This window comes from Variovorax paradoxus, assembly GCF_009498455.1.
In the GTDB taxonomy this organism is placed as follows: domain Bacteria; phylum Pseudomonadota; class Gammaproteobacteria; order Burkholderiales; family Burkholderiaceae_C; genus Variovorax; species Variovorax paradoxus_H.
Window position 1 is genome coordinate 459,478 of the sequence record NZ_CP045644.1, and the last position, 14,120, is coordinate 473,597.

General features: G+C 68.5%; 13 protein-coding genes. 6 read left to right on the plus strand and 7 right to left on the minus strand.

All coding sequences use genetic code 11. The annotated features are described in order from the left end of the window. The 6 genes from GFK26_RS02030 to GFK26_RS02055 all read right to left on the minus strand — a co-directional run bounded on the left by GFK26_RS02030 (position 1) and on the right by GFK26_RS02055 (position 7,322). A complete protein-coding gene (locus GFK26_RS02030) occupies positions 1-1,119 on the minus strand; it encodes a 3-deoxy-7-phosphoheptulonate synthase (protein ID WP_153280630.1) in 1,119 nt (372 codons plus the stop codon). A 235-nt stretch (positions 1,120-1,354) separates the two neighbouring features. Then, positions 1,355-1,888, minus strand: coding sequence for a hypothetical protein (locus GFK26_RS02035; RefSeq protein WP_153280631.1), 534 nt, complete (start codon positions 1,886-1,888; stop codon positions 1,355-1,357). 82 nt (positions 1,889-1,970) lie between these two features. Then, positions 1,971-3,431, minus strand: coding sequence for a metalloprotease TldD (tldD, locus tag GFK26_RS02040; protein WP_153280632.1), 1,461 nt, complete (start codon positions 3,429-3,431; stop codon positions 1,971-1,973). A gap of 115 nt (positions 3,432-3,546) precedes the next feature. Further along, positions 3,547-4,701, minus strand: coding sequence for a rod shape-determining protein RodA (rodA, locus tag GFK26_RS02045; RefSeq protein ID WP_153280633.1), 1,155 nt, complete (start codon positions 4,699-4,701; stop codon positions 3,547-3,549). 35 nt (positions 4,702-4,736) lie between these two features. Then, positions 4,737-6,572 (minus strand): ATP-binding protein, encoded by a 1,836-nt coding sequence (locus GFK26_RS02050; protein ID WP_153280634.1) that lies wholly within the window; start codon positions 6,570-6,572, stop codon positions 4,737-4,739. A 6-nt stretch (positions 6,573-6,578) separates the two neighbouring features. Continuing rightward, the gene (locus tag GFK26_RS02055) at positions 6,579-7,322 is read right to left on the minus strand and encodes a response regulator transcription factor (RefSeq protein ID WP_153280635.1); all 744 of its coding nucleotides are present in this window, start codon (positions 7,320-7,322) and stop codon (positions 6,579-6,581) included. 281 nt (positions 7,323-7,603) lie between these two features. Here GFK26_RS02055 and GFK26_RS02060 point away from each other — a divergent pair, with 281 nt between their 5' ends. From GFK26_RS02060 to mtgA, 5 genes are read left to right on the plus strand one after another with little or no spacing between them, the layout of a single operon-like run. Beyond that, positions 7,604-8,197, plus strand: a complete 594-nt coding sequence (locus GFK26_RS02060; protein WP_153280636.1) for a YqiA/YcfP family alpha/beta fold hydrolase — start codon at positions 7,604-7,606, stop codon at positions 8,195-8,197. A gap of 60 nt (positions 8,198-8,257) precedes the next feature. Continuing rightward, positions 8,258-10,333: a ribonuclease catalytic domain-containing protein gene (locus GFK26_RS02065; protein WP_153280637.1), complete on the plus strand. Its 2,076-nt coding sequence runs from the start codon at positions 8,258-8,260 to the stop codon at positions 10,331-10,333. Between the two features lie 52 nt (positions 10,334-10,385). Further along, positions 10,386-11,237 (plus strand): energy transducer TonB, encoded by an 852-nt coding sequence (locus GFK26_RS02070; RefSeq protein ID WP_153280638.1) that lies wholly within the window; start codon positions 10,386-10,388, stop codon positions 11,235-11,237. A 29-nt stretch (positions 11,238-11,266) separates the two neighbouring features. Next, positions 11,267-12,124: a shikimate dehydrogenase gene (aroE, locus tag GFK26_RS02075; protein ID WP_153280639.1), complete on the plus strand. Its 858-nt coding sequence runs from the start codon at positions 11,267-11,269 to the stop codon at positions 12,122-12,124. Further along, positions 12,121-12,864 carry a monofunctional biosynthetic peptidoglycan transglycosylase gene (mtgA, locus tag GFK26_RS02080; RefSeq protein ID WP_153280640.1) on the plus strand — a complete coding sequence of 248 codons (744 nt, stop codon included), beginning with the start codon at positions 12,121-12,123 and terminating at the stop codon, positions 12,862-12,864. The genes aroE and mtgA overlap by 4 nt, the downstream gene beginning before the upstream one ends. Here the strand turns inward: mtgA and GFK26_RS02085 are convergent. Next, positions 12,809-13,246, minus strand: coding sequence for a DUF2809 domain-containing protein (locus GFK26_RS02085; RefSeq protein ID WP_153280641.1), 438 nt, complete (start codon positions 13,244-13,246; stop codon positions 12,809-12,811). The two genes, mtgA and GFK26_RS02085, sit on opposite strands and share 56 nt — an antisense overlap. A gap of 9 nt (positions 13,247-13,255) precedes the next feature. Between GFK26_RS02085 and GFK26_RS02090 the strand changes: the two genes are divergently transcribed. Beyond that, positions 13,256-14,119, plus strand: a complete 864-nt coding sequence (locus tag GFK26_RS02090) for a lysophospholipid acyltransferase family protein (RefSeq protein ID WP_153280642.1) — start codon at positions 13,256-13,258, stop codon at positions 14,117-14,119. Position 14,120 lies beyond the last annotated feature (1 nt).

Here is a 14,120-nt window from a genome sequence, read left to right on the forward strand (position 1 = left end):
TCAGCCCCGGCGCTGCTTGACGGCTTGAGACAAGGTCTCGAGCACCTGCACCGAATCGTCCCAGCCGATGCACGCATCGGTGATGCTCTTGCCGTACTCGAGGCCCGACAGCTGGTCCTTGCCCGGCGTGAACTTCTGGGCGCCCGCCTGCAGGTGGCTTTCGATCATCACGCCGAACACGCGCTTGGAGCCACCGGCGATCTGGTCGGCGATGTCCTTGGCCACGTCGATCTGCTTCTGGTGCTGCTTGGAGCTGTTGGCGTGGCTGCAGTCGACCATGAGCGTGGGCGGCAGCTTGGCGGCCTCGAGATCCTTGCACGCGGCTTCGACGCTGGCGGCGTCGTAGTTCGGCGTCTTGCCGCCGCGCAGGATCACGTGGCAGTCGCGGTTGCCGTTGGTCTGCACGATCGCGACCTGGCCGTTCTTGTGCACCGACAGGAAGTGGTGGCCGCGCGCCGCCGCCTGAATGGCGTCGGTGGCGATGCGGATGTTGCCGTCGGTGCCGTTCTTGAAGCCGATGGGCGCCGACAGGCCTGAGGCCAGTTCGCGGTGCACCTGGCTTTCGGTGGTGCGCGCACCGATGGCGCCCCAGGCGATCAGGTCACCGATGTACTGCGGCGAGATCACGTCGAGGAACTCGCTGCCCGCCGGCAGGCCCAGGCGGTTGATGTCGATCAGCAGCTGGCGCGCAATGCGCAGGCCTTCGTCGATGCGATAGCTCTCGTCCAGGTACGGGTCGTTGATGAGCCCCTTCCAGCCGACCGTGGTGCGCGGCTTTTCGAAGTACACGCGCATCACGATTTCCAGCGTGCCGGCGTACTTGTCGCGCTCGGCCTTGAGGCGGCGGGCGTACTCGAGGGCCGCGGCCGGGTCGTGGATCGAACACGGGCCCATGATCACCAGCAGCCGGTCGTCCTTGCCGGCCATGATGTTGTGGATGCCCCGGCGGGTGCCGGTGATCAGCGTTTCGATCGGCGTGCCGCGGATCGGGAAGAAGCGGATCAGATGTTCGGGAGGGGGGAGCACGTTGATGTCCTTGATGCGTTCGTCGTCGGTCTTGCTGGTTTTTTCGACGCTCGCATACCAGCTGTCGCCGGTGGGAGGGGTGTTCGTGCTCATCATTTCTTCCTTGTTGGTGTGAATGAAAAATCGTCAGGGCATAAAAAAACCGCCGGGGGCTGGAAGCCACCGGCGGTTCTGGGAGGGTGTTCGTTTGCTTTACGCGCTCGCCTCTCGTCCGCCGGAAACCGGGAACCAAAAGTAGGCAAAAAAGTAAGCGCGGAGGGCGGACATGTGGGCGGAATGTAGCACGGAAAATAAAAAACCCGGCCGCGTGGCCAGGTCGGTGTTGTTTTTACCGGTAGCCCGATTCGTTGGCGTTGTGAATGATCCAGATCAGGTTGCCGCTGCTGAAATCGCCCATGCCGCCGCCTGCGAAGATCAGGCGGCCCTGGCCCTTGTAGGTCATCTCGAAACGGTGGCGATCGCTGCCGAAATAGAACGGAATCCAGGCCTTGCCCGTCATGTAGGCGCCCTGGTCGGTGGGCGGGCCGGCGATGTCGGTGACCTGCTTGGTGCTCATGCCGATCTGCAGGCGCGTGAACTTGCTGTTGCGCGCCGGGTTGCCGGTGATCTCGCCTTCGTAGCCGTTCAGGCCCTTGACGGTGCGGCCGCTACCTGCCTCGACCTTGGACGAGTCGACCACGTTGCCACGGGCGTCCAGGCCGGCCTTCGAACCGCTGGGCGCCGCGGGCGCCGCAGCAGCGGGTGCCGGTGCCGCGGCAGGCTGGCTGCCCGAACTGCCGCGCGATGCGCAACCGGCGGTGGCCAGCGCCACCACGGCGGTCACGGCCCACAGCACGGCGGGCGAATTGATCCTGCTTCCCATTGAAATGCTCCTTGATTCGTCGTTCGCAAAAAAGGAGCGCAGCTTAGCAACCGAACGAAACAGCCTGCAAGTGCCAAAAGTCCTAAGCCGTTCCACCTACCGTCAGGCCATCGATGCGAAGGGTCGGCTGGCCGACGCCCACGGGCACGCTCTGGCCCTCCTTGCCGCAGGTGCCGACGCCCGAATCGAGCGCCATGTCGTTGCCGATCATGGTCACGCGGGTGAGCGCGTCGGGGCCGTTGCCCACGATGGTTGCGCCCTTCACCGGGTACTGGATCTTGCCGTTCTCGACCCAGAAGGCCTCGCTGGCCGAGAACACGAACTTGCCGCTCGTGATGTCGACCTGCCCGCCGCCGAAATTGGTGGCGTACAGGCCCTTCTTGATGCTGGCGACGATTTCCTTCGGGTCCTTGTCGCCGCCGAGCATGTAGGTGTTGGTCATGCGCGGCATCGGCACGTGGGCGTAGCTCTCGCGGCGGCCGTTGCCCGTGGGCTTGACCTTCATGAGGCGCGCGTTCATCGAATCCTGGATGTAGCCCTTGAGGATGCCGTCCTCGATCAGCACGTTGCGCTGGCTGGCGTGGCCCTCGTCGTCCACGTTGAGCGAGCCGCGGCGGTCGGCAATGGTGCCGTCGTCGAGCACCGTGACGCCCTTGGCCGCCACGCGCTGGCCGATGCGGCCCGAGAACGCGCTCGAGCCCTTGCGGTTGAAATCGCCCTCGAGGCCGTGGCCGATGGCTTCGTGCAACAGGATGCCGGGCCAGCCCGAACCGAGCACCACCGTCATCTCGCCGGCCGGGGCCGGGCGGGCATCGAGATTGGTCAGCGCGGCCTTCACGGCGTGGTCGACGTACTCGGCGATCTGTTCGTCGGTGAAATAGGCCAGGCCAAAGCGCCCGCCGCCGCCGCCCGAACCGACCTCGCGGCGCCCGTTCTGCTCCGCGATCACGGTGACCGACAGCCGCACCAGCGGCCGCACGTCGGCCGCCAGCGTGCCGTCGGCGCGCGCCACCAGGATCACGTCGTACTCGCTGGCCAGGCCGGCCATGACCTGCGCCACGCGCGGGTCGCGCGAACGGGCCAGCTTCTCGACCCGTTCGAGCAGCTTGACCTTGGCGGTGCTGTCGAGCGTGGAAATGGGATCGACGCCGTTGTAGAGCGAGCGGCTCGCGGCGATCTTGCGGGCGGGCGTCTTCACGCGGGCCGTGCGACCGGCGGAAGAAATGGAGCGCACCGTGCGCGCCGCGTCGAGCAGCGAAGCCTCGGAGATGTCGTCCGAGTAGGCAAAGGCGGTTTTCTCGCCGCTCACGGCACGCACACCGACGCCCTGGTCGATGCTGAAGCTGCCGGTCTTGACGATGCCTTCCTCGAGGCTCCAGCCCTCACTGCGGGTGTACTGGAAGTACAGGTCGGCATCGTCCACGCGGTGCGCGGTGATCTCGGCCAGTGCCTTGCTCAGGTGCGATTCGTCCAGGCCGAACGGCGTGAGCAGGAGCTGTTGCGCCGTGGCGAGGCGCTCGATGGTGGGTTCGCGAGAGATCATGACGGATTATTGCTCGCCCCCAGGCTCCGCGCACTTCGTGTCGCTTCTCCAACCCCCTACCGGGGGCAACACCTGAGGCCCGGCAAAGCCGGTTCCTCGGTGTTTCTGGCCTGATTCAGTTCTGGGACAGTTTCCGCGCCCGCGCAATCGACATCAGCAGGCCCAGCCCCAGCCCCAGCGTGACCATGGCGGTGCCGCCGTAGCTGATGAACGGCAGCGGCACGCCCACCACCGGCAGGATGCCGCTGACCATGCCCATGTTCACGAAGGCGTAGGTGAAGAAGATCATGGTCACCGCCCCGGCCAGCAGGCGCGAGAACAGCGTGGTCGCGTTCAGCGCGATGGTCAGCCCGCGGAAGATCAGCAGGATGAAGGCCGCGATCAGCGCCAGGTTGCCGATCAGGCCGAATTCTTCCGAATACGCCGCGAAGATGAAGTCGGTGGTGCGCTCGGGAATGAACTCGAGGTGCGTCTGCGTGCCCTGCATGAAGCCCTTGCCGCCGACGCCGCCCGAGCCGATGGCGATCATCCCCTGGATGATGTGAAAGCCCTTGCCCAGCGGGTCCTTGCTGGGGTCGAGCAGCGTGCACACGCGCTGCTTCTGGTAGTCGTGCAGCACGCGCCAGTCGACGCCGTCGACGCACAGCCGCGACTCGAAACCCACGATGAGCGTGATCGCCACCGCGCCGATCACCACCGGCGGCACGATCAGCTTCCACGGCAGTCCGGCAAAGAAGATCACCGCCAGCCCGGCCGCCAGCACCAGCAGCGAGGTGCCCAGGTCGGGCTGCTTCATGATGAGCCCGACCGGCACCGCCAGCAGCACGGTCGCCACCACGAAGTCGAGCGGGCGCAGCTGCCCTTCGCGGCGCTGGAACCACCAGGCCAGCATCAGGGGCATCGCGATTTTCAGGATTTCGCTGGGCTGGATCACCACGCCCACATTGATCCAGCGCTGGGCGCCTTTCTTCGTGATACCGAACAGCGCGACCGCGATCAGCAGCGCCACCCCCGCTGCGTAGAGCGGCACGGCGAACACCATGAGCCGCTGCGGCGGCACCTGCGCCACCACGAACATGATGCCGCCGGCCAGCAGCATGTTGCGGCCATGGTCGAGAAAGCGCGAGCCATGGTCGTAGCCGGACGAATACATGGTGAGCAGCCCGGCAAAGGCGAGCAGCATCACGGCAAAGGCCAGGAAGCCGTCGAAGCCCTGGAAGATGGGCGCAATGCGACGCGCCAGGGAGGGCTGGTTGAACACGGCAGACATGATGGGGGCGGATTATCCCCGCCCCGCCCGCCCGATCAGTCGAAACCGAGCTGAACGACCGTGCGGCCCGGTCGGCTTTCGATCGCCAGACGCGCCCCGATCGCGGCGGCGCGCTTCGACAGCGCCGTCGGCACCTCGGTGGCGTCGAAACCCACGCCGTTGTCGATCACACGCAGGTGCACGGCGCCAGCGCGCGCGTCGGCCTCGATGCGCAGCGCGCTCGCGTGGGCGTGCTGCAGCACGTTCGAGATGGCTTCGAACAGCAGGAACTGCAGCTGCCGCGTGGCGTGGGCGTCGAGCTGCGTCACCGTGGGCAGCTCGTCCACACCCCATTCGAAGGCGATGTCCGCCGCGGCCAGCCGGGGCTCCAGCCGGTAGCGCAGCGCCGCCAGCAGCGCGCCGATGTCGCCGGGCGGCAGGTGGATGGAGTCGATCGACAGCTTGAGCTGGTCGAGCGAGTCGCGCAGGGTGCGCAGCAGTTCTTCGGGGCTGGTCTGGCCCGATTGCAGCTGGCGGATCGCCGAACTGATGTGCGAGCCCACGCCGTCGTGCATGTCACGCAGGATGCGCTCGCGCTCGTGGGTGCGCGCCTGGTCGCGCGCCACGGCTTCCAGCTCGGCGTAGGTGGCCGCCAGTTCGCGCTCGCGCTGCGCCACGCGGTCGGCCAGCGTCTGGACCCAGCCGCGCGCCTGCACGCTCGCGAAGTGAAAGCGCCGCAGCACGATGAGCAGCAGCGCCACCCCGAACAGCACCGAGGTGTAGCGCACCCAGGTGGTTTCGCCATAGGCGTCGCTCAGGCGGATCACCAGCCAGTCGCGCACACCGAACGCCACCGTGACCAGCGCGGCGCCGGCCACCAGCAGCCGCTCGACACTGGGCCGGCGCACCGTGGCCACGGCAAAGGCGATCACGAAGCCGACGACGATGGTGATCTCGACCGCCAGCCAGCCCGTGAGCCAGCGCGGCTCCTCGCGGTTCAGCGCCAGCCAGGTGAACACCACGGTGCCGGCCACCACGGCCGCCATCGGCCAGCGCGCCCAGCGCAGGCGCGGGTTCTGCGCCCAGTCGGCGAGGTGATAGCAGAACATCATGGCGGAGGCGGCCCAGCCTGCGTAGCAGCCGGCCATCAGCACGCCCCAGAGCTGCCACGGCAGCGGCGGCTCGGGGATCATGGCGTCGGCCACGCGCACCGCCCAGCAGAACTCGGCGACCGCGGCCCAGAAATAGAGGGCGTCGCGCTGGCGGCGGCCGGTCGCGCCGGTGTCGACCTGGGTGAACCACAGCGCCAGCGCGATGCTGCCGACGATCAGGCTGAACGCCGTCAGCAGCACCGACCCCGTGAAGCGCCAGGCGTAGGCGCGCTCGAACAGCGCGGTGCGCACCGGCGTCGCCGGCCCGATGGTGACGCGCGACAGGCCGGCGCGCCGTTCGCTGTCGGCGCGGATGCGGATCTGCAGCAGGTTCTCGCCCTCTTTCAGCAGCCGCCCGGGCACCGGCACGTAGACGGGGGCCTTGGCGTAGTCGGCACGGTTGCCCTGGCCGAGGTCGCCATAGGCCTGCAGCAGCGCGCCGTTGAGCTGCACTTCGAAGACGCTGCCGGCACGGGGAATGAAGACGCCCCAGGGCACCTCGGGCACGGTCTCGATCCGGAACGGCAGGTCGAAGCTCGCGAAGCCGGTGCGCCCCTGGTGCCGGCGGTCCCAGTGATAGGACAGGTCGACGGCTTCCGTCTGCACGACGCCGTCGATGGTGGTGGTCACCCTGGCGTGGCGCAGTTCGATCGGTCCCTGCGCGCTGGCCGCCATGACATTCACCACGGCAAACAGCGCGGCCAGCCCGAGCAGGCACAGGAACGCCAGCCGCCGCAGCATCCGTCCTCAGCCCGGGTGGGACAGCAGGCCGAGGCGCGTGGCCTCGAACACCGCTTCGCTCTTGGAATGCACCGCGAGCTTGCCGTAGAGATTCTTGATGTGGGTCTGCACCGTGTGCACGCTCAGGCCCTTGAGGCGCGCGATCTCGGCGTACGAGAAGCCGCGTGCGATCAGCGTCAGCACCTCGTGTTCGCGCGCCGAGAGCAGGCCGCGGTCGGTCTCGTCGAGCGCCGTCTCTGCCGGCGCCGCGCCGGCTGTGCCCGGCACGGCCGCCTGCAGGCTGCGGTACTTGGCGAGCACGCGGCGCGCGATCATGGGCGAGATCGGCGAGGCCCCGGCCTTCATCTCGACGATGGTCTGCGCGATGTCTTCGGGTGCGGCGTCCTTGTGGATGTAGCCCACGGCGCCGGCCTCGATGCTGGCCAGCACGTTCTCTTCGTCACCGAAGACCGACACCACCAGTGGCTCGCAGCCGGGAAAGCGCGCGACGGCGTCGCGGATCACGTCGAGCCCGGTGCCGTCGGGCATGCCGAGGTCGACCAGCAGCACGTCGGGAATGGTCGCGGTGGCGGCCAGCCAGCTGCGCGCTTCCTGCACCGTGCCGGCGCTGCCGAGCCAGAACAGGCGCGGGCTGCGCTGCACGCTCGCTTCGAAGAAGGCGCGTGCGCGGCTGTCGTCCTCGACCACGAGCACGCCCCAGCGGCGTGGCATCCCGTCATCCTGAGCCTCGGTATTCATGGGATGAAGCATAAGCCTCGACACCTGCGGCCATGCCGGCCCGACCTCCCGTGTTCATGGGATGCCCCCTGCCAGATGCGTCACGAAACTTGTCTCATCTTTCTCCCTTGCGCCGCATCGTCCGCATCCTGCGCGACCGCGCCGTGAATACTTTCGAATTCCAGTCACGCCCTTGTCGCCCGTTTCGCAGGGATTTGTGAGGCCGTCGCGGCATCGGCGGCGTAGACCTCATGCAAAATTGTCTGAACCCGGCCACGGGGCGCGACCTGCGCACCGCCAGTCACCCTCCTCCCATGGACCCGCAAACCACCCATCTGTTGTACCTGCACGGCTTCCGCTCGTCGCCTCGATCGACCAAGGCGCGGCTGGTGGCGAAGCACGTGGCGAGCGAGCACCCGAACCTGGAATGGTGGTGCCCGCAACTGCCGCCGTCGCCGCACGATGCCATCGACATGGTGATGAAGGGCATCGCGCACTGGCCGCGCAAGTCGATGGCGGTGATCGGTTCGTCGCTCGGCGGCTTCTACGCCACCTACGTCGCCGGCATGACGCGCTGCCGCGCCGTGCTGCTCAACCCCGCGGTGCACCCGGCGCGCGACCTCACGCGCTACATCGGCAGCCAGACCGCCTGGCATGACCCGGCCGAGCATTTCTATTTCCAGCCGGAATTCATCCAGGAACTGCGCGCCATGGAAATCGGCGCGCTCACGCGGCCGGAGCGCCTGTTCGCGATCATCGCCAAGGGCGACGAAGCGCTCGACTGGCACGAGATGTCGGCACGCTACCCCGACAGCCGCATCAAGCTGCTCGAGGGCGGCGACCACGCGCTGTCCGACTTCGAAAAAGCGCACCTCGCCGACGTGATGGCCTTCATCAACCCGGTTTAGGGCGCGCGCCGCCAGCCGGGGCGGCGGCTCCGGGGTTGCCGAGTCGTGGACAATCGCGGCATGTTTGTATTGTTTGAAGAAGCCGGTAAATACCTCGGCGGCCGCGTCCTGTCGGAAGCCGAAGCCTCGGCGCAGGTCGAGCTCGAGACCGGCAAGCGCGTCAAGGTCAAGGGCGCCAACATCGTTCTGCGTTTCGAGAAACCGGCCCCGGCCGAGCTGATGGCCGAGGCGCGTGCGCTGGCCGCAGCCATGGACCTCGACCTCGCCTGGGAATTCGCGGCCGAAGGCGAGTTCGGCTTTGCCGACCTGGCCGCCGACTATTTCAGCGACAAGCCCACGCTCGCGCAGCAGGCCGCCGCGCTGTTCGCGCTGTTCGAGGCACCGCACTACTTCCGCCGCGCGGGCAAGGGGCGCTTCAAGAAGGCGCCGGCCGAGATCGTGCAGCAGGCGCTGGCCGCCATCGAGAAGAAGAAGGCCGTCCAGGCGCAGATCGTCGAATGGGCCGGCCAGCTCGCCGAGGGCGTGTGCCCGCCGGCGATCCGCGAGCAGCTCTACAAGATCCTGTTCAAGCCCGACAAGAACGCGCCCGAGTACAAGGCCGTGGTCGACGCCGCGCGCGCCACGCAGCGCCCGCCGCTCGACCTGCTGGAGCGCGCCGGCGCCATCGATTCGCCCTACCAGTTCCACTGGCGGCGCTTCCTGTTCGAGAACTTCCCCAAGGGCACCGGTTTTCCCGCGCTCGCGGCGCCGGCTGTCGCCGACGACCTGCCGCTGGCCGAAGGCGTGCGGGCCTTCTCGATCGACGACTCACAGACCACCGAAATCGACGACGCGCTGTCGGTGCAGGGCATGGGCAGCGGCACCATCACGGTCGGCATCCACATCGCGGCGCCGGGCCTGGCGCTGACGCCGGGCAGCGCCATCGACGCCGTGGCGCGCGCGCGCATGTCCACCGTGTACATGCCGGGCTACAAGATCACCATGCTGCCCGACGAGGTGGTCGACACCTACACGCTGCTCGAAGGCGGCGACCGCCCGGCCGTGTCGCTCTATGCGCGCTTCGACGAAGCCACGCTCGAGCTGCAGGGCACCGAGACCAAGCTCGAGCGCGTGCCGATCGTCGCCAACCTGCGCCACGACCAGCTCGACGCCGTCGTCACGCAGCCCTGGCTCGAAGACGCCACCTTCAATTCGGACAACACCCCCGACGCCGCCGCGAAGCTGCGCGCGCCGCTGAGCTTCCTGTTCCGCCTCGCCAAGCACCTGAAGGCGCAGCGCGAAGTGGTGCGCGGCAAGCCCGAGAACTTCAGCCGGCCCGACTACAACTTCCGCCTCGTGGGCAACGACGGCGCCGAGCCCACCGGCAACGAGCAGGTGCAGATCACCACGCGCCAGCGCGGCGCGCCGCTCGACCTGATCGTGTCCGAGGCCATGATCCTGGCCAACAGCAGCTGGGGCGGCTGGCTCGGCGAACTCGGCGTGCCCGGCCTGTACCGCAGCCAGGCCAGCCTGGCGCCCGGCATCAAGGTGCGCATGGGCACGCGCGCGCTACCGCACGCGGGCCTGGGCGTGAAGAGCTACGCCTGGAGCACCTCGCCGCTGCGCCGCTACACCGACCTCGTGAACCAGTGGCAGATCATCGCGGCCGCCCGCCACGGCAAGACCGCCGCACTGGCCGCGCCCTTCAAGCCGAAGGACGCCGACCTGTTCTCGATTCTTTCGGGCTTCGACGCCGCCTATGCCACGTACAACGCCTACCAGGGCGGCATGGAGCGCTTCTGGACGCTCAAGTACCTGCAGCAGAACGGCATCACCGAGCTCGAAGCGACGGTCATCAAGGACATTCCCAACGGTGCGCTGGTGCGTGCCGATGCGCTGCCACTGGTGTTCCCGGTGGCGGGCCAGCAGGAGCGCGGCGCGCGTGTGCGCGTGAAGCTCGGCGAGATCGACGAGATCGCACTCGACGTGAGCGGCACCGTGCTCGAACGCTTCGACGTGCCGCAGGCCGATGCCGCAGCCGCTGAGGCCGACAGCGGCGAGGACGACGAAGAAGAAGTCGCCGGCCCGATCGCCATCGCGGTCGACCTGAGCGACAGCGAAACCGCACCCGACCCGACGACGACCGCGCCTGCATGAGCCCCGGTCGAACGACCGGAAACACGCGCCGCCCCCTGGAGGAGTTTCGAGAATGAATCTCAAGGACCTCAGCACGCTGCAGATCGCTCTGGGCGTGTCGGTCATCGCGCATGCCGCGTTGCTCGCGGTGCGCTTCGTCGATCCCGAATCGTTCAACCGGGTCTTCAGCGAAACCCCGCTCGAGGTGATCCTGGTCAACAGCAAGACCAACGACAAGCCCGACCCCTCGGCTCGCGTGATGGCGCAGACCACGCTCGCGGGCGGCGGCGACCTCGACAAGGGCCGCGCCACCAGTCCGCTGCCGCCGTCGAGCTTCACCACCATGGGCGACTCGTTCGAGGAATCGCGCCGCCAGGTCGAGGCCATGCAGGCCCAGCAGATGCAGATGCTGGCGCAGCTCAAGCGCGAGCTGGCCGCCATGCCCGTGCCCGATCCGCGCCAGGCCGGCGACCCGACCGAAGCCGTCGCGCGCGAAGAAAAGCGCCGCCAGATGGTCGCGCTGCTCGCCGAGATCGAGCGCCGCGTGAACGAAGAAAACGCGCGCCCCAAGAAGCGCTACCTGAGCCCCGCCACGCGCGAGGCGGCCTACGCGCTGTACGTCGACACGCTGCGCCGGCGCATCGAGGTCAAGGGCACCGAGAATTTCCCGACCGCGGCCGGCAAGAAGCTCTACGGCGAACTCAAGATGACCGTCACCATCAACCACGACGGGCGTGTGCTCGACACCGTGGTCGACGAAAGCTCGGGCGACACCACGCTCGACCGCCGGGCCCAGGCCATCGTGCGCAGCGTGGGCAACTTCGGCAAGTTCACCGACGCGATGCGCAAGCAGACCGACCAGATCGTGCTGCAGTCGCGCTTCAAGTTCACGCGCGACGAGACCATCGAGCTGTCGTCCCAGTAACCCCCACAGCAGAACACGGAACACCGGCCATGGATCAGTACTGCGTCATGGGCAACCCCGTCGAGCACAGCCGCTCGCCCCGCATCCACGCGCGTTTTGCCGAGCTCTGCGGCCAGCCCATGGCCTACGGCCGGCGGCTGGTGCCGATCGGCGCGTTTGCCGAAGGCATCGCCGCTTTCCGCAGCGAGGCCGCCGCGCAGGGCGACACCGCGCGCGGCTGCAACGTCACCGTGCCCTTCAAGTTCGACGCCGCCGCGCTCGCGCAGCACACCAGCGAACGCGCCACGCTGGCGCAGGCGGTGAACACGCTGCGCTTCGAGGCCGACGGCAGCATCCACACCGACAACACCGACGGCATCGGCCTGGTCAACGACATCGTGCGCAACGCCGGCGTGCCGCTGGCAGGCCGGTCGCTGCTACTCATCGGCGCCGGCGGCGCTGCGGCGGGCGTGCTCGGGCCGCTGCTCGACGCGGGCGCCGCACGCATCGTGGTGGCCAACCGCACGCTCGACAAGGCCATCGCGCTGGTGCAGCGCCATGCCGCGCTCGCGCTGCGCCACGGCGCCACGCTCGAGGCCTGGGCGCTCGACGAAGTGCCCGGCGCCTTCGACGTGGTGGTCAACGCCACCGCCTCCAGCCTCGCGGGCGACGCCGTGCCGGTGAGCGCGCAGGTGCTGCGCCCCGGCGCGCTGGCCGTCGACATGATGTACGGCCCCGCCGCCGCAGGCTTCATGGCCTGGGCCGAAGCACACGGCGCGGTCGCACGCGACGGCCTCGGCATGCTGGTGGAGCAGGCCGCCGAAGCCTTCGAATTCTGGCGCGGCGTGCGCCCGCCCTCGGCCCAGGTGCTGGCCGAGCTGCGCGCCTCGCTCGCCGCCGGCGCATGAAGGGCCTGCTGCGCCTGATCGCCTGCCTCGTGGTGGCGGGCCTGGCGCTCGAGCTGTTCTTCGTGGTGCGCATCGCGGCCATGGCGGTCGTCGATCCGCAGAGCACGGCCTTCCAGCGCTCCGAGGCCTGGCGCGTCGCGCTCTCGCAGGGCCGCGAAGGCGGATGGCGCCAGGACTGGGTGCCGTACACACAGATCAACGACTCCCTCAAGCGCGCCGTGATCGCGAGCGAGGACGCCGGCTTTGTCGACCACAACGGCGTCGAGTGGGAGGCCATCGAACGTGCGCGCCAGCGCAACGCCCGCGCCGAACAACTGGCCGCCAAGCGCATGGCGCGCGCGGCGGCGCGCGGCAAGCCGGTGCAGCCGGCCCCGCTGCGCGGCGGCTCCACCATCACGCAGCAGCTCGCGAAAAACCTGCTGCTGTCGGGCGAACGCACCATGCTGCGCAAGGGCCAGGAGCTGGTGCTCGCCACGCTGCTGGAGGTGCTGCTCGACAAGCGGCGCATCCTCGAGATCTACCTGAACAACGTCGAATGGGGCGAAGGCGTGTTCGGCGCCGAGGCCGCGGCGCAGTACTACTTCAAGAAGCCGGCCGCGCGCCTGAGTTCACACGAGGCCGCACGCCTGGCCGTGATGCTGCCGAGCCCGAAGTTCTTCGAGCGGCGACCCAACTCGTCGTACATCAACGGGCGGGCATCGACGATCGTGGCGCGGATGTCGGCGGTCGACCTGCCCTGAGCTTGCGCACCGCCGCTTCCACCGCCAGCACGGCGACGAAGCCGATCGCGTAGGCCACCACGTCCCACCAGTCGGCGGTGGCGCCGAGCACGATGCGCAGCGCGCGGTTCGGAATGTGCAGCTGCCACGTCGACGCGAGGAGCTGCCCCAGTTCGACCAGCAGCCCCACGCCGAAGGCGGCCAGCGCGAGCGGCAGCACGCGCGTGGCGACGAAGGTCTTGAACACCACGTACACCCACGCCACGGCCAGCACGTCGCCGAAGAAACTTCGCACCCAGCCCCAGCGCGCGCCGACGGTGGCCAGCAGGACGAGTAGTACAAAAAGGGCCACCGCCCACGCCAGGGAAAGAAGATCGAAACGCCATCGCATGGCCCGTATCATCGCCTCCATATGCTGGCAAAGCTCACAGGTTGGTTGCTGCTGGGAATCGTCCGATTGCTCACCGGCGCGCAGGCGCGCTGGTACGGCTGTCCGCCGAAAGCCGAGCAGCGCATCTACTTCGCGAATCACCAGAGCCACGCGGACCTCGTGATGATCTGGGCCGCGCTGCCCGAAGAACTGCGCAGCATCACGCGGCCGATCGCGGCGCGCGACTACTGGGCGAATACGCCGGTCAAGCGCTGGATCACGACGGAGGTGTTCAACGCGGTGTACGTCGAGCGTGCAGCCACGGCGCCTGCGGCTGCGGCAGCACCGGTTGCGCCACCGCCGCCTGAGGTGCGGCCACCCGCGGCGTCCAATGCACCGGCCGAGCGCATCGAGCCCTCGATGGAACCGCTGCTGCCGATCGAAACGATCACCGTCGCCGAGGCGCCGCAAGAAATCCAGGGCCAGCTCGACCTTCCCGCGCCCCCGCCGCCCCCACCACCGGTCGCACCGCCGCCCGTCATCGAACCCGACGCACCAGTCGCCGCGCCCGAGCCGCCCGCCGCCGACCCGCTCGCGCCGCTCATCGACGCGCTGCGCAGCGGCGACTCGATCATCATCTTCCCCGAAGGCACGCGCGGCCACACCGGCGAGCCGCAGAAATTCAAGTCGGGCCTGTACGTACTGGCGACGATGTTCCCCGACGTGGTCCTTGTGCCGGCCTGGATCGACAACGTGCAGCGCGTGATGCCTAAAGGTGAGATCGTGCCCGTGCCCATCCTGTGCTCCGTCACCTTCGGCGCCCCGATCCGCGTCGAGGACGGCGAAGAGCGCCGGCCCTTTCTCGACCGCGCACGTGCCGCCGTGATCGCTTTGCGCGACGTCTGAA